Origin of the sequence: Mesorhizobium sp. M1163 (genome assembly GCF_040318415.1) — a bacterium.
In the GTDB taxonomy this organism is placed as follows: Bacteria; Pseudomonadota; Alphaproteobacteria; order Rhizobiales; family Rhizobiaceae; genus Mesorhizobium.
Genome location: NZ_JAMYMF010000032.1, coordinates 1 through 19,813 on the forward strand (window position 1 = coordinate 1; position 19,813 = coordinate 19,813).

Genomic DNA, 19,813 nt, shown 5'->3' on the forward strand with positions numbered 1-19,813 from the left:
ACTGGATGAGCTGCCGGCAAGACAGGCGCTTCAACAGCCCAAACCCCCGGTGCCGGATTGCGGAGCTATTTTGCGCGCAGCTGATACCCATCAGATCACCCTTCATCGGAGCGGCGGACCTCGGCATTCGTCTCCACAGTCGATCTCGGCTAGCAGTGTGCCTTGCCGGATTGGAGTTCTTTCGACCGCGCATGCTTGGTTGAATTCGAGCCTCGCCGCCCCGAGGAACAGGTTCTTGCCCGCGCCGTACCAAAGATTGATAATCACTTTGAAACTGCCCGGTGGCACGGTATCGCTGCCGAACCGGACATCAGGTCTTTCCTTGGCGCAATAACTTTGAAACAAATCCTGCTGGCAGGCGTTCCAGCATAGCGGGCGGGTTTCCGGAGGACCCAATGCCCGACGAATACAATGACATCGTCATCCCCCAAGACCACGACGCATTGCCACTTCGGGAGGAGGAGTATTTCGTCGTCTGCCCGGCGTGCGGCCAGGCGTTCGACATCAGGTGTATGGCAGAGGCGCTTCATCACAACGAGCTGGGCCATCAGCCCTACGACCTCGACTCGTAGTCGCCGGCGTTGCCGTCGGGTCAGCTTACAACGAATCCCTGTCGCGAGGGCGTAGCTTTGCCGGCACGCTGTGTCGTGACAGACACCTTGCAGGCTTTCAGCGACGACTTGATTGCCGTTGCGGTTGTTGTCGATGTGGCCGTGGCTGTCACCGACCGGTTGTTAACCCAGGGGAGGGCGCTTACTCCACCCAACCATGTCGTCCAGTTCCGTCGCGACGCACCGAAGCAGACTTTTTGCGGGCATCGGTGGCGGGACGAACATGTGATCTCCATAATGGATACGAGCCGGCGCCCATCGCGTCTGACCGGCGACCAAGCGCTCGCTGCAGAGAAAAGTTCCCGTCGAGCGGGATGCCGCGTTGCCTTCACACGGGATGTGCTGGTCGTCTCCTTCCACAGCGCACACGTGCCACGCGTCCTGGACGGGCGCGCCGCCTGTTGCCGAGAGCGACGATCGCGAATGCGAAGATCTGACTTGCTTCACCGGTAATCCGAAAGCGCCAGGAACGCGCTACGCTGAGCGCCTGCCCTAGCGTCGAGCTCCCATTTATCCGTTCGTCCGCTCCATATCCGACTGGACAGCGCGGCACCCTTGGGCTGTTCAAAGGCGCTTGCATCTTCCCCGCGCCGACACCGGCTGTTGTCTCGCCGGAGCGTTAACCCGTTGAAGCCCGGCGGGGCTTTCTCAGCCTAGTGATCGCCGACTTGTCGACAGTAATCACCCCGCCGCAGTCAATGCGCACAGTGAGTTTGTTCCCTCCGCAATCGATGCGGGTGACGTCCCCAACAAGAACCACTCGGTCGCCGGCCCGGACTTTCGGTGGCGGATCAATCGTATATGGATGGTCATACGAAGGAATGCTCACCCTGGCGCGCCCGCTGGGGAGAATCGCGATGACGATACCTGCTAGCGCAACCTCATCGCCGACCTCAAATTCACCAGGCATGTTAACGTGCAGCATGGTGTTCCTCCCGATGCTTTCCTAATTCACGCTTTGCTAAATTAATGCCCGGCCAACCAGGTTGGTTGCTTGCAATCGACTTCGTACGGTTCCGCACAATTCCAAGCTGGGGTATGCACTCCCAGTTGGCCTCGGATCGGCCTTTGTGTGCGTCAAATTCTGCAGAAATGGTTTAACATTTCAGCGATGACCTTGGCGCGCTTGCCCAACCACGTGTTAGCGGAGCGACGGACTTCCTCTCGGTCCGGCGATGGCCATAAAGGGTGCGTGGAGCGGAGGAACGCCGACGCCGGAAACAGGTATCGCGTGCTGTTCCCAAAGTGACGGCTCCCTCGGAGCGGAAGTTGAACACAGGCCCACCGTTAGGTCCGGCTTCCAAACGTCATAGAAGCCGCTCGACGGCTTTACCTGCCACGCTGGTTATTGGAGCCGAATAGTCAATGCGGGTGTCGTGCGCCTAAGCGCAAGTCAAATTCGTTTTCAGGCTCGGGATATTCAAGGCCAGCGGCGCTATCATCCGGTAATATTCAGCCAGGCCATATGTTGTTCGCTATCGTTGCACATGGGAGGCTCCGATCGGGGGACATTTCAATCACAATGGCAACCGGACAGACGCTGGAAGCGCCGGGCCTGAAAGGCTAGAACGATGACACAAGCTTTGCCCTTCTTCGCGCCAGGCTTCGAGCTTTTTGGCGAGCGATCCTGAGCTCGGGCAGCGTTGGCTGCCACCAGCCTCGTTGCCGTTCCGCTAACTCGGCAGCACGCCGAGCGGGCCATGTTCTAATCAATTCAGCCAACGTCGCCGGACGCCATCTGCCCCAGACATGGTCGACGTCCGCCTCGATCAAATGCGGATAGAACGCTGCTAATTCCGAGGCGTCTACGAGTTCACCCGAAATGTCGGTGAAGACGACGATGCCGTATTGCTCCGTCGCCACGGTAAGGCCAAGCCGGGGTAAATCGTCAGCAGGCAATGGATAGCGACGTCGCCTGCGTTCGGCATACCGCAATCTAGCGGCTTTATATTCCTCGGAGTCTTTGGACGCTTCCCGTCGCCGTTTCCTCTCGTCCGGTTCTGCGCGGCCTGCGGCCCTTTCGATGCTTGGCCAATGGCGCCTCAACTCCTCGTATGAGCGGAAAGGCACCCTCCAGGCCCGCAGTTCGTCGTCCCAGCTCGCCCATGGAACGGCTCGCAGTTCCTCGAGGACCGTCCGCGAATATGGCGTGCGGATGCGCAGGTCGTCCGCGATTTCCAGATACCGGCTCGACAGGGGATCGAAGGCGAAAGCATCCCGTCCCTTGCTGTCATCATGTGCTCCTCGTAGATCCGCCTCTTGCGCAAGCCAGCGCTGGATGCGCCGTGCTGCAGTCTTTCCCGGCACGAACCAGCTTTTGCGCTCGTCACTCCACCTGGCGCGCGGGAATGTCTGTCGAAACCGCTCAACCGCCGCGCGACCGTACGGAAAGCGCGCTTCGGCACCAGGAGCTGTCTGCGGTGAAGCAGGGACGTCGGATTTTTCCATCAGATTGCGAAGCACAGCACTGCTCGCAAAGAACGCGGTGCAGGTCATTTGGGTCCAAGACCACCAGAACGTATGGTCTGCCCGCAAGGGGAAGCCAATGAGGCGATCGGTGAACTGCTCAACGCGCCAGCGTGGAGAAACCTTCGCCGCGCCGGACCGTTTATTCTGCTCCAGGAGAGGTCCATTCATGCCCAGACGAGATGCAAAAAACCCAACGGCCAGACAGCCAACGAGCCCTCGTTCGCGTCCCTTGAAAGGTGAGGAGACGGAAGTGAACCACATCGTCGAAACGCAAAGTATATCGCCAGTCCAGGCGCGGGAGCTTGTGCGGCGCCACGGAAACGATTGGCGTAAGATCGATGAAGCCGCCAAATCTTATAAGGACGACAGCTGATGCCGCCATGTCCAGAACTCTGATTGTCATTGGTTTGATCATAGTTGCCATCGGCCTATTGTGGCCCTGGTTGTCGCGGGTCGGTCTGGGCAAATTGCCCGGTGACATCGTGATCCAACGTGAGAACTTCACGTTTTATGCTCCGATCGGCACCGGGATTCTGATCAGCATCGTGCTCTCGTTTGTTCTGTGGCTACTCAACCGATAGCGAGGACGGCGAGCCCGCGTCGCCGGAGGAAAAGAACGACGCGGGCCGGTCGGAGCTATCCGATTTGGCAGCAAAAATATGAGGGAAAGAGTTTGCTGCGTGGGCAGAACTTTCCCTGCGCGCCGGTGTTCCATCGCGTGAGGAAAAAAGCCCGCCGCACAGTTTGATGCGGCGGGGCCGATCAAGCGCTGTTGCAGGGCGGGGGCTCGGGGTCGGGCATGCCCGGTGCCCGCGGATCAAGGAAACTTTAGATGCATCAGTTGCAATGCGTCCACCAACCGACGGTTGGAGAACACGAAGTTTGATTCCGAGAGCTTTGCCGGGAACTCAGCCTTGGCGCGGCACGTTGCTAAGTCGTTGCCTTCGCAAAGGATGCATGCAATGGCGAAAGACATATCTCGCGAGGAAGAGCAACGCGGCGCCGAAAAAGTCCTCATCTGGGGCGCTGCAATCGCCCTTGTCCTTTTTGTGTCGCTGCTGGCCATATCCCTCATCGGGACGTCCTGATCTGTTTCGACTGCAGGATTGGACCGGCGGGCGCGAGGTCTTGGCGAGCGTAGAGGGATGCCGGGCTGCTGCACCCTATAAGCCGCTCCCTTCCGCCGTTTTGTCGTCTCTATCGCAAGTCGAGCAGCAACGCGCTCAATTCAGAAAAACTAATTGCGCGGGTCACAACCTGCAGCAAAACTGTCCCAATCCGACCCGATCGGCTGTCCTTCGCCGGGAGACGAAAAGCCACAAGCGGACGCTACAGGCCTAACTTCTCCCGGAGTACATCAATGCGTTTAGAAGCTTCCGCCTTGCTGAGGCCGTCAGCATAGGTGTCAGGGTCGTCGGCCTGTTCGGCCAGAGTTTTCAAATAGGAGGCTTGTGCGGGAGTCATTGGGTCATCTCCGCTGACCCAATCTTCCGGGTCCTTTTCGACATTTGCCGATTTCTCGATTTTTAGGTTGTGCCGGTCGCCCATGATCAATCTCCCTTGATGATCACCACAATGAGAAATGATCATGATTTGTTCCGCCACTTTGGTAGGCTTTCTCACACCGTTTGCACCGGCCCGGTCTGCGGATCGAATGGAACGAGCGAAGGCCGTGTCCGAGCGGCGCTTTTGCTTCGACTGCGTTGCCGTAGAAAAGCTGCTCCGTCGTCATATTTTTTAATTAATACAGCTACTTCAACAGTCGCAATGGAATCACGTGAGAGCTGTTGCAATTGGCCGCTCCGCCGCCTATTGTGTATTGCAACAGCTCGGAGCTAAATGCAGGGTAACTGTTGAATTGGCTGATTTTGTTGAATTAAATAACGATCAGCGTCGGGAAAAAGTCAATTCCGACCAACGCTTCATTGCGCTCAAGGAGGCCCAAAGGAAGGCGAAGAGCTTTCGGGGATCCCTCGTCTGGCACACCGTGAACGGCATTGACCACTTGATGCGAAGCTACTACGACGCCGCTGGCGTGCGACACCAAAAGGCAGAGGGTCGGCGCTCGCCGGCGAGCGAAGCTGTCAAGGCGGATTGGGAAACAGCTCGCGCGTCCGCCCAAGAAACGCTCTCTGCGCGACAGGAGCAGATGGAGCGCCAATCTGCTGTCAATCGCGCGCTCCGGCTTGGACGTGTTCCCCTGATCGCCGCAAGAATTATCAGGGCAATAGATAACGCCGGTCTTCTCGGGGAAGGCATTCGTATTGCCGGCACGAATGCGATCTACGCCTATGAGGCGGCGGCCGGAGTGTTCGTGGATCCCGGAATCACATCGACCCAAGATATCGATCTCCTCATGGACTCGCGCCAGTCCCTCCGGATCATGTCTGGCGCCAACGTCGAACATGGAGCGCTCATCAACCTTTTGCGCAAGGTCGATCGGTCTTTCGAGCGTTCATCCGCCACGTTCCGCGCGGTGAACCGCGACGGATACCTCGTGGATCTGATCAAACCGCTTGCAAACCCGGCGTGGAAGCCGAGCCGGGAAACTGTCGGGAAGGCCGACGACGAATTGGTGGCCGCCGAGATCGCCGGCCTGGCATGGCTGGAAAATGCCCCTGCTTTCGAAGCAATCGCCATCGATGAAAAAGGCGGACCGTTGCGGCTCGTGGTTCCCGATCCGCGTATTTTTGCCGCTCACAAATTCTGGGTCTCAAAACGAGCTGATCGCGAGCCAATCAAGCGCCGTCGCGACTTGGCCCAAGCGCAAGTGGTTGCCTGGCTGACGACGCAATATCTCGAGCATCTCCCCTACAAAGCAAGCGAGCTTCGGGTCCTACCAAGGGCCGTTTTCGACGAGGCCCATCATTTATTCGCGCGACCAGCGTCGCGGCCGTGAATGTCTGAGCTACAAGTTGGCCGGCTGGATTGGCCCTCAACTTCCAACCGATCGAAGACGCGGCCCAGCAGCGCCAGATCGGAGGGACGAAAGACGCCAGCTTGCTGTGCTTTGGGACCAATTGGCATGACACCCCTTGATGCAGGCCCAGCCGACAGAATCGAAACTAATTGGGCGCTATTACAGGGTTCAAGCTGGAGACAGCCGATGATCTTAGAGTCTCGTGCTCATGCCGGTTCGATATCCGTTTGGGAGAAGTCTTTGCCGATGAAAAGCAGCGGTTCGTCTGCACGCTTTGCCAAAGCATAGGAGAGGCAATCGGCAAAATTCAGCGCCGCCGGGTGGTGGCCTTTGCCGTAGGTCAGCCATCCCTGGGTCGCCAGATCAACCAATTCGGAGTCGACAGCAATGATGTCGGTCTCGATTTCGCGCAGCCAAAGATCGATCTCGGCCAACGGGTGTTCGCCGCGCCTGCTTACCAGCGCCATGCGTGCCTCGAGCACGCAGGTTGCCGGGACCGGTCGGACTGGGTCGGAGGCCAGCGCTCGTTCCAGCCTTGCTGCCTCAGGTTCGCTCCGAAGGATCGCTACAATAGCTGAGGTATCGATCACCATCAGTTAGGAATTCCATGCTCGTCATACCCGATGATCTCCTCGTCGCTGCGACTATCCAGTTCAGGCAATCGTGCCACTCTTTCTCGGATGGCGCGCAATTCTGCCAGCAGACGCTCCTGAGCGGTCTCTCCAAAGCCCAAGCGATGCAAGCGCTCGCTAAGGGCCTGATGGATGGCTTCTGTCTTACTGATGCCCTGGCGGCGTGCGAGTTCATCGGCGAGAGCGACGGTGGCCGGATTTTTGATGTTCAGGGACACGAGAAATCCAAAAATCTACCTTTCTGGCAATTTCCTACCACAGTTCTCTAGGCCTTCAACATACCTGCTAGCCTCGCCTGCACCCGCGCCGCGCCGGGGGCCGACCTCTATGTGAACCTGGCTCGTCGCGCCAACCGGCTGCTCGCGGCGCGCTGAACTTCGCGGCGGGGACGCGAGATGGTGGCGCTGCTGATGGAAGACGTCACCCCTTGAAGTGTCGGGCGGTCGATGACACCGGTCGGTGGGTCTCGATCGGCGAAAGCGATCCGTGTGGTCGATGCCGAGCAGTAGATATGCCTTCTCGTATAGCCGCCTGTTCTGCTGGAGCGGCGATGGCCAGTCGGGCCCCGGTTGCTGAGCTATCGCGGTCGCGGCACCGCATTTCGCAAGTCTCTGCACGTCATGCCACGATCGCCGGTTTTGCTTGTTGCAAGGCCGGCACTCCTGCCTTTTCTAATGATCCCCGACCGCGGCACGAACCAGTTCGTGGCGAGAAACGGGGACCCCGCATGGCGACCAACCATCATGCCAGCAAGAGAGTGGTGTCGCGCGGCGCGCGCATGCTGCGCACCGCCCTCGGCCCGGCCATCGCAGGCTTCCTTGATGATCCAGCCATTGTCGAGGTGATGCTGAATCCCGACGGTCGCCTCTGGGTTGATCGCCTCACCGAAGGACTTGTTGCAAGCAATGAAATCCTGATCGCGGCCGACGGCGAACGGATCGTCAGGCTGGTCGCGCACCATGTCGGTGCGGAGGTGCATTCGGGCTCGCCGCGCGTTTCGGCTGAACTGCCCGGGACCGGTGAACGGTTCGAAGGCCTGTTGCCGCCTGTCGTCACGGCACCAACATTCGCCATCCGCAAGCCGGCAGTCGCGGTGTTTACGCTTCAAGACTATGTCGCCGCCGGCATCATGACCGAAGGCCAGGCTGACGCCCTGCAGCTTGCCGTGGAGACACGGAAGAACGTGCTGGTGGCCGGCGGCACATCGACGGGCAAGACCACGCTGGTCAACGCGCTTTTGGCGGAGGTGGCTAAAACCGCCGAGCGCGTCGTGCTGATCGAGGACACACGCGAGTTGCAGTGTGCTGCGCCCAATCTTGTAGCGCTGCGCACCAAGGACGGTGTCGCCTCGCTGTCCGATCTGGTGAAGTCGTCCCTGCGGCTTCGGCCCGATCGCATCCCGATCGGCGAGGTACGCGGCGCCGAAGCGCTCGATCTGTTGAAGGCATGGGGCACCGGGCATCCCGGCGGCATCGGCACTATTCACGCCAATTCTGCCATTGGCGCACTGCGGCGACTGGAGCAGCTCGTGCAGGAGGCCGTCGTTACGGTCCCGCGCGCGCTGATCGCCGAAACCATAGACCTCATCGCGGTTCTCGCTGGCCGCGGTTCAGCGCGCCGGCTCGTCGAAATCGCCTTGGTCGACGGGCTCAATCCGGCCACCGGCGACTACCGCACCCTGGAAGCAAATCTCGAGACCACAACGACCGTGAATCACCACTAGCCCTATGGAGCTTCAGAATGACCCCGATTCGCTTCAATTCATCGGCTATCCGTAAGCTTGCCGTGGAGCTGTCGTATGCGGCTACCGCTGCGATCATGATGATTGCGCCCGCCCATGCTGCCGGTTCTTCCATGCCCTGGGAGGAGCCGCTTCAGCAAATCCTCGAATCGATCGAGGGACCAGTCGCCAAGATCGTGGCGGTGATCATCATCATCATCACCGGCCTTTCGCTCGCCTTCGGCGACACCTCAGGCGGATTTCGCCGGCTGATCCAGATCGTCTTCGGGCTGTCGATCGCTTTCGCGGCAAGTTCGTTCTTCCTGTCCTTTTTCTCCTTCGGCGGCGGAGCGCTGATCTGATGGATGAGGAGATCCGTGGGTTTTTCGCGCCGATTCATCGCGCACTCACCGAACCGATCCTGCTCGGCGGCGCGCCACGTGCAGTCGCGATTGCCAACGGCACGCTGGCCGGCGCGGTCGGATTGGGACTTCGTTTGTGGATCGCGGGGCTCATCATCTGGGCGGTCGGGCATCTCGTGGCCGTCTGGGCGGCAAAGCGCGATGCGCAATTCATCGATGTGGTTCGCCGGCACCTTCGCTATCCCACGCATTTCGGATGTTGAGGTTTTCGCCATGATGAACCTCGCGGAATACCGAAAGAAGGGTGCCAGCCTCGTCGATTATCTGCCTTGGGCCGCGCTGGTGGCGCTGGGCGTCGCGCTGAACAAGGACGGCAGTTTTCAAAGAACGGCGCGCTTTTGCGGGCCGGATCTGGACTCCGCCACGCCGGCCGAGCTGGTCGGCACAACCGCGCGGCTCAACGGCGCGCTGCGCCGCCTCGGCTCCGGCTGGGCAATCTTTGTCGAAGCCCAGCGCAATCCCGCCAGCGGCTACCCCGACAGCCGGTTCCCGGATTGCGCATCCGCGCTTCTCGACATCGAGCGTCGCGAACAGTTCGAAGACTCTCGTGTGCTGTTTGAAAGCAGCTACTTCCTCACTTTCGTGTGGCTGCCTCCGGGCGAGGAAGCGTCGCGAATGGAGAGCTTCCTCTACGAAGGCCGGGAAAAGGCGGGTGTCGATCCTTGGGAGCTCCTGAAGACTTTTGTCGATCGCACCGACCGCGTGCTCAACCTCATCCAGGGCTTCGTTCCGGAAGTCGGCTGGCTCGATGACGGAGAGACACTGAGTTACCTACACTCAACCATTTCGACCAAGCGGCATCGCGTTCGCGTGCCAGAAACGCCGATGCATCTGGACGCTCTCCTTGTCGATCAGCCGTTGGCCGGCGGGTTGGAGCCGAGGCTTGGCGATGCGCATCTGCGCACGCTCACCGTCACCGGGTTTCCGACGATGACCTTCCCGGGGATTCTCGACGATCTTAATCGCCTTGCCTTCCCCTACCGCTGGTCGACGCGGGCGATCATGCTCGACAAGACCGACGCCACCAAGTTGGTGACGAAGATACGCCGTCAGTGGTTCGCCAAGCGGAAATCCGTCGCCGCGATCCTCAAGGAGGTGATGACCAACGAGGCGTCCGTCTTGGTCGACACGGATGCCGCCAACAAGGCGGCCGAAGCGGACGCAGCGCTCCAGGACCTGGGCTCTGATCAGATCGGCGAAGCCTATGTCACCGCCACCGTGACTGTCTGGGATGCCGATCCCTCGATTGCCGACGAAAAGCTGCGTCTGGTCGAGAAGATCATTCAGGGCAGGGACTTCACTTGTATCGCCGAGGGCGTCAACGCTGTCGAGGCTTGGCTGGGCAGTATCCCTGGCCATGTCTATGCCAATATTCGCCAGCCGCCGCTTTCCACGCTCAACCTCGCGCACATGATTCCGCTCTCCGCGGTCTGGGCAGGGCCGATCGAGGACGAGCATCTTGGCGCTCCGCCGCTGTTCTTCGCCAGAACGGAAGGCGCCACACCGTTCCGGTTCAGCCTGCATGTCGGCGACGTCGGCCACACCCTCGTCATCGGCCCGACCGGCGCCGGCAAGTCGGTCCTGTTGGCGATGATCGCGCTTCAGTTTCGGCGTTACGAGAACAGCCAGGTCTTTGCCTTCGATTTCGGCGGCTCAATTCGCGCGGCCGTGCTCGCCATGAATGGTGATTGGCACAGTCTCGGAAGCAATGCAGCAGGCGGGCAGGGGTCTGACGATCCGTTGCCCTTGCTCACCTTGGCCGATCTGTCGGACGACGTTCACATCGTGTCGCTGCAGCCGCTTGCCGGCATCCATCATACGCCAGAGCGGGCCTGGGCGGCCGACTGGCTTGTCGACATTCTACTGCGCGAAGGCGTGCCCATCACGCCACAGGTCAAGGAACATCTGTGGTCGGCGCTGACGTCGCTCGCTTCGGCGCCAGTCCAGGAGAGGACGCTGACGGGCCTGTCCGTGCTGCTGCAGTCCTCGCCGCTGAAGCAGGCGCTTGGTCCCTATTGCATCGGCGGCGCTTATGGTCATCTGCTTGATGCCGAGCATGAGCGTCTCGGCGAAGCCTCCGTCCAGGCGTTCGAAACCGAGGGCCTGATCGGCACAGGTGCTGCTCCCGCGGTGCTTGCCTATCTTTTCCACCGCATCGAGCAGAGGATGGACGGCCGGCCAACACTGCTGCTCATCGACGAGGGCTGGCTGGCGCTCGACGATGGCGGTTTCGCCGACCAGCTGCGCGAATGGCTGAAGACGCTGAGAAAGAAGAACGCCAGCGTGGTCTTCGCCACGCAGTCGCTTTCCGACATCGACGGATCGCCAATCGCGCCGGCAATAGTCGAAAGCTGCCCGACGCGGCTGTTCTTGCCGAACGAGCGCGCCATCGAGCCGCAGATCACCGAGATCTACCGACGCTTTGGTCTCAACGATCGCCAGATCGAGATCATCGCCCGGGCGATACCGAAGCGCGACTATTACTGTCAAAGCCGCCGCGGCAACCGTCTGTTCGAACTGGGGCTCGGCCCGATCGCGCTGGCGCTCTGCGCCACATCGTCCAAATCCGAGCAGGCCGCGATCGACCGGATTATCGCCGAGGCCGGCCGTGACCATTTCCTCGAGGCCTGGCTAGCGGAGCGCGGACTCTCCTGGGCGGCAGACCTCATCCAAAATCTCACCAATGTGATCGACCAGTCCACAGAGGAGATTTCGTCATGAATTCCATTCTTGCGGGCAACCGTATCCGCCGCCTGGCGGCAGCCGGCGCCATCGCCGTCGCCACGGTGCTGTCATCGGCACCATCATCAGCGCTGATCGTGTTCGATCCCAGGAATTACGCCGAAAACCTGCTTTCGGCGTCGCGTGCCCTGGAGCAGATCCACAACCAGATCACCTCGCTGCAAAATGAAGCGCAGATGCTGATTAACCAGGCGAAGAATCTCACTTCGCTGCCGACCTCGCTGCTTGGCCAGATTGAGGCCAATTTTTCCGAGATGAAGACCCTGCTCGGCGAGGCCGAGAAGCTGGCCTATAGAGTCCAGGACATCGAGAGCCAGTTTACCTCCACTTACAAGAATTTCGGGTCGGATCTCTCCAGCCAGCAGCTTGTTGAGAGCGCGCATCAACGCTGGCAGACCTCGGTGTCTGCCTTCGAGCATTCGCTGAAGGCGGGGGCCGTCGCGGTCGACAACATCGCAGGGACACAAGAGCAGACGAGCGCGCTGGTCAGCGCCAGCCAGTCGGCTGTGGGCGTGCTGCAGGCGGCGCAGGCCGGCAACCAGCTTCTTGCCGTGCAGGCCAAGCAAGTTGCCGATCTCACCGCGATGCTGGCGGCACAAGGAAGGGCCGAGGCCCTTGAGCAGGCGAGAAGGGCGGCCGCGCAGGAGCAGGCGCGGGAACAGTTCAGCCGTTTCATGACGGGCAGCAGCTACAGCCCGTCATCCGTAAAAATGTTCCACGACTGAGGCGAAGAGCGCATGGATCTCAAGATCGCCGCCCGGATGACAGCCGTTCTTGCCCTTGGCGCCGCCATGACCGCCGCCTTCATGGCGCTGCGCGGCGACGGCTCGCAGGACGCGTCCTCCCCGCGCTCCGCACATCCGGGCGGCGAGCCAAGTGTCGAACTTGCCCGATGCCGGGACATTGGCATGGCGGCGATTGATGACGACGCCTGCAGGAAAGCCTGGGCGGAAAACCGCCGGCGCTTCCTGCGGCCATCTCGTCCCGTAGCGCCAAACGCGGCTCCGTCGACCGAAAAGGACTCGAGCCGAATGTTGCCGCTGCAACCGCCAAAGCCGTCTCCCGCGGAAGACCGACTCCATCCGGAAACGGTGGCGCCATGAACGACACCGGCGTTATCGACCGCTTCCTCGAGACTTTCACTCGCTACATCGATTCCGGGTTTGGCCTGCTCGGCGGCGAGGTGGCATTCCTCACCTCCACTCTGATCGTCATTGACATCACGATTGCCGGCCTGTTCTGGGCTTGGGGTGCTGACGAGGACGTGCTGCACCGGCTGGTGAAGAAGACGCTCTATGTTGGCTTCTTCGCCTTCATCATCGGCAACTTCAATCGTCTGGCCGGCATCGTCTTCGAGAGCTTTTCCGGGCTCGGCCTGAAGGCTGGAGGCTCGGCACTTTCAGGCTCGGCACTGCTGCAGCCGGGCCGCGTTGCGCAAGTCGGCATCGATGCCGGCAATCCGATCCTCGAGGCCGCCAGCCAGCTGATGGGCTACGTCTCGTTCTTCGAGAATTTCGTCCAGATCGTAGTGCTGATGATCGCCTGGGCCATCGTACTGATTGCGTTCTTTCTTCTGGCCGTCCAGATCTTCGTCACGCTGGTCGAATTCAAGCTGACGACGCTTGCCGGGTTTGTGCTGCTCCCCTTTGCGCTGTTCAACCGGACCGCCTTCCTTGCAGAAAAAGTGCTCGGCAACATCATTGCCTCCGGCGTGAAGATCCTGGTCCTTGCCGTCATCGTCGGCATCGGCTCCGGCCTGTTCGGCGAATTCACCCAAGGCTTTGGCGCCGAACAGCCCACAATCACGGATGCACTGTCGCTTGTCCTGGGCGCCCTGTCGCTGATGGGGCTGTCGATCTTCGGTCCCGGCATTGCGACGGGGCTGGTCTCTGGCGCCCCGCAACTGGGCGCAGGTGCCGCTGTTGGCACGAGCCTCGTCGCTGGCGGCCTTGGCGTGGCTGGCGCTATGGGTGCCCACGCCGCAATAGGCGGCGCTGCAGGCGCACTCAATACCGGTGGGCGCATATCGGCAGCAGCCGCACGCGGCGGCGCACATCTGGCCGGCAGCACTTCGGCCGCCTGGGAACTTGGCGCAGCGACATCTGGAAGAGACGGTGCAGGCTCGATCGCCGCCGGCATGGCGGGTGTCGCCAAAGCTGGCGCCAGAGCTGCCGTTCAACCAGCGAGGCAGGCCATGTCGCGCGCTGCGTCGGCCCTGTCCGACAGCTATGAGGCCGGCCGCTTTGCGGCTTGGAGTGCGACGAGTGGAAAGCACTCGTCGGGCACGGCTTCCTCCGGTGACTGGCCGACCACCGAGGCCAGTTCCGACGCCCCGCCCGCTTGGGCAAAACGCATGAAGCGCAGCCAGGCCATGAGCCATGGCGCCAGCATCGCCGCGCATTCAGTTCACTCGAGTGATCATGGCGGCGGCTCAATGAATGTTTCTCTTGATCAGGACGACCGCCGATGACCCCGCTTAGACGCTCTTTCGTTCGCTACGGAAAAACACCTCATCTGGAGACGCCATATCAGCGTGCAGCCCAGATTTGGGACGAACGCATCGGCTCAGCTCGCGCCCAGGCGAAAAACTGGCGGCTGATGGCCTTCGGCTCGCTCGTCCTGGCCGGCGGTTTTGCATCCGCATTGGTCTGGCAGTCGACGCGCGGCTCGGTGGTTCCCTGGGTGGTTCAGGTCGACAAGTTTGGCGAGGCGCAGATTGTCGCCCCGGCCGTTGCCGACTATCGGCCGACCGATCCTCAGATCGCCTGGCATCTGGCCCGCTTCATCGAAGGAGTCAGAAGCATTCCGGCCGACCCGGTCATCGTCCGCCAAAATTGGCTGCGCGCCTATGACTACACGACCGACCGCGGCGCGATTTCGCTCAATGATTATGCCCGTTTGAATGACCCTTTTGCCAAGCTCGGCAAACTTCAGGTTGCCGTCGATGTTTCCAGCGTCATCCGCGCTTCGCCAGACTCCTTCCGCGTCGCCTGGCTCGAGCGCCGCTACGAGAATGGCAACCTGGCCGGCACCGAGCGCTGGACCGCAATCCTCACAATCGTGATTCAGCAACCCCGCAACGCCGACCGGCTCAAAGCCAATCCGCTCGGCGTCTATGTCAACGCCATCAACTGGTCGAAGGAGCTTTCATGATGCGTGCGGCACGAACAAGAAGATCGGCGAGACCGGCCACGCGCAATGCGCCCAAGGCACATATGCTTGGCTTGGCGTTGCTGTCAGCGATGACGCTCGTCGGCTGTGCTTCCAAAAAATACATTCCGCCGGAAATCGCCTATGACGATGCGGTGGCTGCCGTGCGCAAGGTCGACCCGCCTGGTCCGGTGAAGGTGGTGGAAGTGCCGAAACCGCTTCCGCTGCCAGGTCAGTTGAAACCGGTCGAGGCCATGAAGGTGAAGCCGGAACCGACCGATCCGAAGCAGCGGATCAGCCAGGCGAACGAGGCAGCGAGGATGCAGCCGGTTCGCGACGGGTTCGTCAATGCCATCCAGCTTTATCCCTGGAGTGAGGGCGCGCTCTACCAGATCTATGCCGCGCCCGGCCAGGTCACAGACATCGCCTTGCAGCCCGGGGAGCAGCTTGTCGGCTCCGGGCCTGTGGCCGCCGGCGACACGGTGCGCTGGATCATCGGCGATACACAAAGTGGGGCAGGGGAGCGCCAGCAGGTCCATATTCTTGTGAAGCCGACACGGCCAGATCTCCAGACCAATCTCGTCATCAACAGCGACCGCCGCACCTATCATCTCGAGCTGCGCTCGACCGAAAAGACCTACATGGCTTCCGTCTCCTGGCAGTACCCGCAGGACCAGCTGATTGCGCTGCGGCGGCAGAATGCGCAGGCTTCCGCCGCACAGCCGGTCGCGTCCGGCGTCGACATTCAGAAGCTGAATTTCCGCTATCGCATCGAGGGCGACACAGCACCCTGGCGGCCGCTTCGCGCCTTCGACGACGGTGCAAAAGTCTATATCGAGTTCCCGTCAGGCATAGGGCAGGGCGAAATGCCGCCGCTCTTTGTCATCGGCCCATCGGGCGGCTCGGAACTGGTCAACTACCGTGCTCGCCAGAATTACTACGTCGTCGATCGGCTGTTTGCCGCCGCTGAATTGAGGCTCGGCGACAAGACGAGCGAGAAGCGCGTCCGCATCGTACGCACGGACGGGAAACGAACCTCGCCCAGCACCAGGCTGTTCCGATGAGCGACCCTGCAAATGTGCCCAACCAGGACATTCGAGCGGAACTGCGCCTGCGGCCCGAGCCGGCCAGGGTCACGCGATTGTCGCGCAAGACGCTGTTAGGCGTTGGTGGAATTGCCAGCGCTGCGATCCTCGGCACGTTGATTTGGGCGCTCGACACCAGACGGCGCGGGATCGAGCAACCGCCCGAGCTCTTCACCACCGAAAACCGCACGACAGCCGACGGGCTGCAGACCCTGCCTAAGGATTATGCTGGCGTTCCGCAACTCGGCCCTGCGCTGCCTGGCGACCTCGGCCGGCCGATCTTGCGTGCCCAGGAGCGCGGCCAGCCGATTGGGGCCTCCAACATCAGTGCACCGCGCGCCGATCCGGAAGAACAACGCCGACTGGCCGAGATCGAGGCCGCACGCGTGGCGAAGCTCTTCACCGATACGAACGCGAGAGCTGGTCCGGCACGACAGGGTGCTGGCAGCAGAGTCATAGAACCGGACACCCAATCTGGTCTAACTCTGCACCCCGGGCCGCCACCGATCGATCCTGGTGCCGCGCAAAACATGCAGGACCGCAAGCTCGCCTTCGTCAATGCCGAGCCAGACCGTCGCACAGTCAGTCCCAACCGGCTCGCCGAGAAAGCCTCGCCCTATGTGGTGCAAGCTGGTACCGTTATACCGGCTGCCCTTATCACCGGCATCCGCTCCGACCTGCCCGGCGAGATCACCGCTCAGGTCACGGAAAATATCTACGACAGCCCGACAGGATCCAATCTTCTGATCCCCCAGGGTGCGAGGCTGATCGGCCAGTACGACAGCCACGTCGCCTTCGGCCAGTCGCGCGTGCTGCTGGTCTGGAACCGGCTGATCATGCCTGACGGCACCTCGATCGTGCTGGAGCGCCAGCAGGGCGCAGACGCTGAAGGATTTTCCGGGCTGGAGGACGAGGTCGACCGTCATTGGGGCCAGATGTTCCGGGCCGCAGCACTCTCGACATTGCTGGGCATTGGGACATCGCTTGGGTCCAGCGACGACGAAAGCGAAATCGCCAAGGCCATCCGCGAAAGCGCGCAGGATTCGGCCGCCAATATTGGCCAGCAGCTCGTACGCAATCAGCTCAATGTCCAGCCTACGCTCACCGTGCGGCCCGGTTTTCCGGTTCGCGTCATCGTCAATCACGACCTGGTGCTGGCGCCACACGGCGCAGAGGATCCATCATGACCAAGCTGAAACTCTCCGCCATTCCCGATGACCGTGCGGTCAAAATCACGGTCGAACTGCCTGCCGCCGTCCATCGCGACCTTGTCGCTTATGGCTCTCAGTGCGGACAACCGTCAGGCCGAGCAGACAACCATCAGGCCGATCGCCGCCTTTGATCACCCCGACCTCGTGTGGGAACGCATTCGACCGAACGCCCTGTCGGTTGCCATGAATCGTGCCAGCATCGGCGCGATCAGCTTTGCCGGGTCTGCGATAGTCTAGCCGCTTTCACGGCCAAGCACATCGGCGGTCTTTCGATCTATCTCGACCTCGAATTGGACACTGACCGCTCACCGCGGCCGACGCCGCCGGCACGCTGAGCAATTTCTACCGAACAGCCGCGGGCATCCGATGCGCCCATGATCGCCAGCCGACCGCAATGCCGATCTTGAGCAGATGCGGGGTCGCCGTTCGGCTATTTCCAGCGCTAGGGTTGTCTTGCCGACCTGACGCGGCCCGAACAGCGCCACAGCGGGCGTGCTGTCCAGCATCTCGGCGAGTTCTGTGCTGATGCGGCGTTCAATCATCCTTGCAATTCTGGAGTCCAGTTCCAGTTTTGCAAGGAAGAACCGTGGCCCCGCGGTGCAGGCGAGCAGAGGGAAGGGCGTTAAAAGCGCGAACGCCTTGGTGAGATTGGTCCGGGAACCAATCGCGCCGATGCTGGGACGGGTCATGGCAATCGTTCGGCAGGAGCCTGGCGCGAACCCAGATCACCTCAGGCGAGCAGGGCGCTTCGTCTCCATGAAGCGCAGCGCAACGTCCGGCCTGCTTCGAATGAAGTCAGCAACTGCATCCAGGAACTCGATTGCGTGGTCGGATGCATCGAAGTCGACAGAGGCCGCTGCATCTCGTCCTTCCCCAGCTGCCTCCGCAAACGCAAGCGTTCCGTCGAGATCGGTCAGGACGCGTCGAAGGTTGTGCAAGAGTCGCGCGCCAGCCAGGGTTGGTCGAACACCGCCTGCGTGACGTTCGAACAGGACCGTTCCAAGTGCGTGTTCAAGGTCACGTATGCGCCGGCTTAGCGCGGAATGATGGATTCCCGTGCGTCGAGAGGCGCCGAGGAAACTGCCTTCCTCGGCCACGACAAGCGCGCAATCAAGAGTAATGAGCTGGACCCTTCGCCGCCGCACGGCGCCTACCTCCTCAACAGGAACTGGCGCCGACGGCTCCAGCCGCGGGTCGCCCTTTCACCGGCGAAACCTTTGGGCCAATTCGCTGCTTTGTACGGTTCAATTGTCCACTATGCCTGGTTGGGTGCTCGCCTTGCGCATGTCGCGGAGTCTGGTGAGTGTCCGCTCATCGAAGCTCGCTGTCACGGCCACCGTTTCCTCGAAGCCGACAATCTGTGGCAACCCGAGAGGGACAACCCTGAAATGCAGTTGCACGAGCCGCAAGAGCCAGAGCGGGTTCATCTCGATGATGATCGTGTCGACACCGCTGGCAAGGCCCCACTCGACAATGCCGGACAGAAGGGCGTTCGCGACTGGACTGAGTATGCGGCCACGCTCGCGGTGGCTGGCCTCGACACAATAGCGTGTCCATTCCCATATGTTCGGACCAACTGGCCGCTCGCCTTCGCAAAGAAAGGGGAGAACGTCTGACAAGAGGTGAGGCCGCGTCGAGGGCAGCATACGCTGGTAACCGATGACCTGGTTCTCCAGGATATAGAGCATGTGAACGGCATGATCATCGTCGAAGCGGTCGATCTCTTGACCGTCTTCACGCTCCAGGCCGCTCCAGCCTTTCTCTTGGACAAATACTCTGTGGCGAAGGCGGAAGGCCTGTTGCATTTCTTGATGATAGGCGTGCGCATTTTTGCTTGTAACAAGGTGCAGCATCTCGGTTGTCCTCCACAGTTGAGGTCAAGAGATGATGCTCTTCGTGGCGACGGTTGAGCATAACGCAATCCCGTAGGGTGTTCACGTAATCAGGCCGATTCTGAAGGCTTCCGCGACGGCGTGAACCGTGCTCCTTACGCCAAGTTTCTGGCGGATTGCGCGCATATGAATGTCCGCGGTGTGGCTGCTGATATCGAGGCGCTCTGCGATTGCATCGACGGCAAGGCCCTCGGAAGCCCAGCGGAGAACGTCCAACTGCCGTGGCGACAAGTGGACGGACCGGTGATCCCGTTTTTTTGTAAGAATAATTGTGCAGCCGAGAGCATAGGCAGCAACAAGATGGAATGCCATTCGGTCATTGGGGTGGGGCTCTAACTTCTCGCCTGCGATGGAGAAACCTACTGGCTGCTGACCTGCCGTCGCAAACGCCATCGTCAAACCTGCGCGGAGCCGAAACTCACCGGCTTCCTTCATGATTCGACCGCCTGCGTGTGAGACGCTGGATATTTGCCCGATCTCGTCCCACAGGAAAGGAGAACTCCCCCGGTTCACCAGCTGAATCGTTGGATCCCGGCAAAGGTAGCTGTTGGAGAAGTAGCGCTCAGACCACTGATGGGGCCAGGCATCGAGTAGCACATGCGAAATCTGTTCCCGCTGTAGTGCCCCGGGCGGCGGGATCAAGCCAGCAAGCAAGTTCGTCGCTCCAAATCGCCCTGCAAAGTCGAGCAAACGAGCACAAATTTCCGTTGTGGTCGAACTCGTCTGGAGTTTGCGCATAAACTCATATGTATCATCCAGGGTCCGACGCCACGCGGGAGTTCGGTAGTCGATAGTTCTGCGGCCCGCCGCGTTACTTTGGATGAAAGGTTTAAGTTCGCGATTCCGCATCGACAATTGCTCCAACACGAGCTGTAGTAGCGCTGCGGCTTACCTTGTTTGGGGTTGGCATACCTCGCGCGCTTGAGCCGAACATTCAACTTGCGAGCGACCTCGGTGAA

The 19,813-nt window shown here is 60.9% G+C and carries 23 protein-coding genes and 2 pseudogenes; 15 read left to right on the plus strand and 10 right to left on the minus strand.

Annotated elements, in window-relative coordinates; translation table 11 throughout:
* Positions 1–395 precede the first annotated feature (395 nt).
* Positions 396–572: a hypothetical protein gene (locus NKH43_RS26130; protein WP_352479403.1), complete on the plus strand. Its 177-nt coding sequence runs from the start codon at positions 396–398 to the stop codon at positions 570–572.
* A gap of 658 nt (positions 573–1,230) precedes the next feature.
* On the opposite strand, the gene NKH43_RS26135 is transcribed toward NKH43_RS26130, so the two are convergent.
* A complete protein-coding gene (locus tag NKH43_RS26135; protein WP_352494340.1) occupies positions 1,231–1,536 on the minus strand; it encodes a hypothetical protein in 306 nt (101 codons plus the stop codon).
* A 638-nt stretch (positions 1,537–2,174) separates the two neighbouring features.
* Complete coding sequence (locus NKH43_RS26140) at positions 2,175–3,059, minus strand: hypothetical protein (RefSeq protein WP_352860677.1); 885 nt, start codon at positions 3,057–3,059, stop codon at positions 2,175–2,177.
* A gap of 359 nt (positions 3,060–3,418) precedes the next feature.
* On the opposite strand from NKH43_RS26140, the gene NKH43_RS26145 reads away from it, so the two are divergent.
* Complete coding sequence (locus tag NKH43_RS26145) at positions 3,419–3,661, plus strand: DUF2905 domain-containing protein (RefSeq protein WP_352494339.1); 243 nt, start codon at positions 3,419–3,421, stop codon at positions 3,659–3,661.
* Positions 3,662–4,042: 381 nt separating this feature from the next.
* The gene (locus NKH43_RS26150; RefSeq protein ID WP_352860548.1) at positions 4,043–4,168 is read left to right on the plus strand and encodes a hypothetical protein; all 126 of its coding nucleotides are present in this window, start codon (positions 4,043–4,045) and stop codon (positions 4,166–4,168) included.
* A gap of 241 nt (positions 4,169–4,409) precedes the next feature.
* Here NKH43_RS26150 and NKH43_RS26155 read toward each other — a convergent pair whose 3' ends face one another.
* The gene (locus NKH43_RS26155; protein ID WP_352860679.1) at positions 4,410–4,628 is read right to left on the minus strand and encodes a DUF3072 domain-containing protein; all 219 of its coding nucleotides are present in this window, start codon (positions 4,626–4,628) and stop codon (positions 4,410–4,412) included.
* A gap of 310 nt (positions 4,629–4,938) precedes the next feature.
* Between NKH43_RS26155 and NKH43_RS26160 the strand changes: the two genes are divergently transcribed.
* Positions 4,939–5,979: a GSU2403 family nucleotidyltransferase fold protein gene (locus NKH43_RS26160; RefSeq protein WP_352860550.1), complete on the plus strand. Its 1,041-nt coding sequence runs from the start codon at positions 4,939–4,941 to the stop codon at positions 5,977–5,979.
* A gap of 227 nt (positions 5,980–6,206) precedes the next feature.
* Here the strand turns inward: NKH43_RS26160 and NKH43_RS26165 are convergent, their stop codons facing one another.
* Positions 6,207–6,593, minus strand: coding sequence for a type II toxin-antitoxin system VapC family toxin (locus tag NKH43_RS26165; protein ID WP_352860552.1), 387 nt, complete (start codon positions 6,591–6,593; stop codon positions 6,207–6,209).
* Positions 6,593–6,850 (minus strand): type II toxin-antitoxin system VapB family antitoxin, encoded by a 258-nt coding sequence (locus tag NKH43_RS26170; protein ID WP_352860554.1) that lies wholly within the window; start codon positions 6,848–6,850, stop codon positions 6,593–6,595. The genes NKH43_RS26165 and NKH43_RS26170 overlap by 1 nt, the downstream gene beginning before the upstream one ends.
* Before the next feature lie 509 nt (positions 6,851–7,359).
* On the opposite strand from NKH43_RS26170, the gene trbB reads away from it, so the two are divergent.
* The 11 genes and pseudogenes from trbB to NKH43_RS26225 all read left to right on the plus strand — a co-directional run.
* The gene (gene trbB / locus NKH43_RS26175) at positions 7,360–8,355 is read left to right on the plus strand and encodes a P-type conjugative transfer ATPase TrbB (protein WP_352860556.1); all 996 of its coding nucleotides are present in this window, start codon (positions 7,360–7,362) and stop codon (positions 8,353–8,355) included.
* 95 nt (positions 8,356–8,450) lie between these two features.
* Entirely contained in the window at positions 8,451–8,714 is a 264-nt protein-coding gene (locus NKH43_RS26180; protein ID WP_254818676.1) for a TrbC/VirB2 family type IV secretion system protein, read from the plus strand.
* The gene (locus NKH43_RS26185) at positions 8,714–8,977 is read left to right on the plus strand and encodes a VirB3 family type IV secretion system protein (protein WP_352860558.1); all 264 of its coding nucleotides are present in this window, start codon (positions 8,714–8,716) and stop codon (positions 8,975–8,977) included. The genes NKH43_RS26180 and NKH43_RS26185 overlap by 1 nt, the downstream gene beginning before the upstream one ends.
* Before the next feature lie 10 nt (positions 8,978–8,987).
* Entirely contained in the window at positions 8,988–11,495 is a 2,508-nt protein-coding gene (trbE, locus tag NKH43_RS26190; protein WP_352860559.1) for a conjugal transfer protein TrbE, read from the plus strand.
* Positions 11,492–12,241, plus strand: coding sequence for a P-type conjugative transfer protein TrbJ (trbJ, locus tag NKH43_RS26195; protein ID WP_352860561.1), 750 nt, complete (start codon positions 11,492–11,494; stop codon positions 12,239–12,241). The genes trbE and trbJ overlap by 4 nt, the downstream gene beginning before the upstream one ends.
* A 12-nt stretch (positions 12,242–12,253) precedes the next feature.
* Positions 12,254–12,619, plus strand: coding sequence for a putative entry exclusion protein TrbK-alt (trbK-alt, locus tag NKH43_RS26200; protein ID WP_352860563.1), 366 nt, complete (start codon positions 12,254–12,256; stop codon positions 12,617–12,619).
* The gene (gene trbL, locus NKH43_RS26205) at positions 12,616–13,986 is read left to right on the plus strand and encodes a P-type conjugative transfer protein TrbL (protein WP_352860565.1); all 1,371 of its coding nucleotides are present in this window, start codon (positions 12,616–12,618) and stop codon (positions 13,984–13,986) included. The genes trbK-alt and trbL overlap by 4 nt, the downstream gene beginning before the upstream one ends.
* Positions 13,983–14,669: a conjugal transfer protein TrbF gene (gene trbF / locus NKH43_RS26210; protein WP_352860566.1), complete on the plus strand. Its 687-nt coding sequence runs from the start codon at positions 13,983–13,985 to the stop codon at positions 14,667–14,669. Before trbL ends, trbF begins: the two co-directional genes overlap by 4 nt.
* A gap of 62 nt (positions 14,670–14,731) precedes the next feature.
* On the plus strand, positions 14,732–15,730 hold the full coding sequence (trbG, locus tag NKH43_RS26215; protein ID WP_352860681.1) for a P-type conjugative transfer protein TrbG: 999 nt from the start codon (positions 14,732–14,734) through the stop codon (positions 15,728–15,730).
* Positions 15,727–16,938, plus strand: coding sequence for a TraB/TrbI/VirB10 family type IV secretion system protein (locus NKH43_RS26220; protein WP_352860568.1), 1,212 nt, complete (start codon positions 15,727–15,729; stop codon positions 16,936–16,938). Before trbG ends, NKH43_RS26220 begins: the two co-directional genes overlap by 4 nt.
* Positions 16,935–17,060, plus strand: a pseudogene (locus NKH43_RS26225) (DUF2274 domain-containing protein); the annotation flags it as partial. The gene NKH43_RS26220 and the pseudogene NKH43_RS26225, both read left to right, overlap by 4 nt.
* 33 nt (positions 17,061–17,093) lie before the next feature.
* Here the strand turns inward: NKH43_RS26225 and NKH43_RS26230 are convergent.
* The 5 genes and pseudogenes from NKH43_RS26230 to NKH43_RS26250 form a co-directional block, all read right to left on the minus strand.
* Positions 17,094–17,240 (minus strand): annotated as a pseudogene (locus NKH43_RS26230) (DUF2274 domain-containing protein).
* A gap of 27 nt (positions 17,241–17,267) precedes the next feature.
* Positions 17,268–17,651: a hypothetical protein gene (locus NKH43_RS26235; RefSeq protein ID WP_352860571.1), complete on the minus strand. Its 384-nt coding sequence runs from the start codon at positions 17,649–17,651 to the stop codon at positions 17,268–17,270.
* Positions 17,652–17,687: 36 nt separating this feature from the next.
* Positions 17,688–18,107 (minus strand): LysR family transcriptional regulator, encoded by a 420-nt coding sequence (locus NKH43_RS26240; protein WP_352642323.1) that lies wholly within the window; start codon positions 18,105–18,107, stop codon positions 17,688–17,690.
* 99 nt (positions 18,108–18,206) lie between these two features.
* Positions 18,207–18,815, minus strand: a complete 609-nt coding sequence (locus NKH43_RS26245; RefSeq protein ID WP_352860573.1) for an acyl-homoserine-lactone synthase — start codon at positions 18,813–18,815, stop codon at positions 18,207–18,209.
* Between the two features lie 81 nt (positions 18,816–18,896).
* Entirely contained in the window at positions 18,897–19,703 is an 807-nt protein-coding gene (locus tag NKH43_RS26250) for a helix-turn-helix transcriptional regulator (RefSeq protein ID WP_352860575.1), read from the minus strand.
* Positions 19,704–19,813: the final 110 nt, after the last annotated feature.

Excerpts from the sequence above, each read along its gene's own strand:
- NKH43_RS26150 (WP_352860548.1), top strand. The coding sequence starts at position 4,043 with ATGGCGAAAGACATATCTCGCGAGGAAGAGCAACGCGGCGCCGAAAAA.
- trbE (WP_352860559.1), top strand. The coding sequence starts at position 8,988 with ATGATGAACCTCGCGGAATACCGAAAGAAGGGTGCCAGCCTCGTCGAT.
- NKH43_RS26185 (WP_352860558.1), top strand. The coding sequence starts at position 8,714 with ATGGATGAGGAGATCCGTGGGTTTTTCGCGCCGATTCATCGCGCACTC.
- trbL (WP_352860565.1), top strand. The coding sequence starts at position 12,616 with ATGAACGACACCGGCGTTATCGACCGCTTCCTCGAGACTTTCACTCGC.
- NKH43_RS26250 (WP_352860575.1), bottom strand. The coding sequence starts at position 19,703 with ATGCGGAATCGCGAACTTAAACCTTTCATCCAAAGTAACGCGGCGGGC.
- NKH43_RS26145 (WP_352494339.1), top strand. The coding sequence starts at position 3,419 with ATGAAGCCGCCAAATCTTATAAGGACGACAGCTGATGCCGCCATGTCC.
- trbK-alt (WP_352860563.1), top strand. The coding sequence starts at position 12,254 with ATGGATCTCAAGATCGCCGCCCGGATGACAGCCGTTCTTGCCCTTGGC.
- trbB (WP_352860556.1), top strand. The coding sequence starts at position 7,360 with ATGGCGACCAACCATCATGCCAGCAAGAGAGTGGTGTCGCGCGGCGCG.
- trbJ (WP_352860561.1), top strand. The coding sequence starts at position 11,492 with ATGAATTCCATTCTTGCGGGCAACCGTATCCGCCGCCTGGCGGCAGCC.
- NKH43_RS26245 (WP_352860573.1), bottom strand. The coding sequence starts at position 18,815 with ATGCTGCACCTTGTTACAAGCAAAAATGCGCACGCCTATCATCAAGAA.
- NKH43_RS26220 (WP_352860568.1), top strand. The coding sequence starts at position 15,727 with ATGAGCGACCCTGCAAATGTGCCCAACCAGGACATTCGAGCGGAACTG.
- NKH43_RS26180 (WP_254818676.1), top strand. The coding sequence starts at position 8,451 with ATGATGATTGCGCCCGCCCATGCTGCCGGTTCTTCCATGCCCTGGGAG.
- NKH43_RS26140 (WP_352860677.1), bottom strand. The coding sequence starts at position 3,059 with ATGGAAAAATCCGACGTCCCTGCTTCACCGCAGACAGCTCCTGGTGCC.
- trbG (WP_352860681.1), top strand. The coding sequence starts at position 14,732 with ATGCTTGGCTTGGCGTTGCTGTCAGCGATGACGCTCGTCGGCTGTGCT.
- trbF (WP_352860566.1), top strand. The coding sequence starts at position 13,983 with ATGACCCCGCTTAGACGCTCTTTCGTTCGCTACGGAAAAACACCTCAT.
- NKH43_RS26135 (WP_352494340.1), bottom strand. The coding sequence starts at position 1,536 with ATGCTGCACGTTAACATGCCTGGTGAATTTGAGGTCGGCGATGAGGTT.
- NKH43_RS26155 (WP_352860679.1), bottom strand. The coding sequence starts at position 4,628 with ATGGGCGACCGGCACAACCTAAAAATCGAGAAATCGGCAAATGTCGAA.
- NKH43_RS26235 (WP_352860571.1), bottom strand. The coding sequence starts at position 17,651 with ATGACCCGTCCCAGCATCGGCGCGATTGGTTCCCGGACCAATCTCACC.
- NKH43_RS26165 (WP_352860552.1), bottom strand. The coding sequence starts at position 6,593 with ATGGTGATCGATACCTCAGCTATTGTAGCGATCCTTCGGAGCGAACCT.
- NKH43_RS26130 (WP_352479403.1), top strand. The coding sequence starts at position 396 with ATGCCCGACGAATACAATGACATCGTCATCCCCCAAGACCACGACGCA.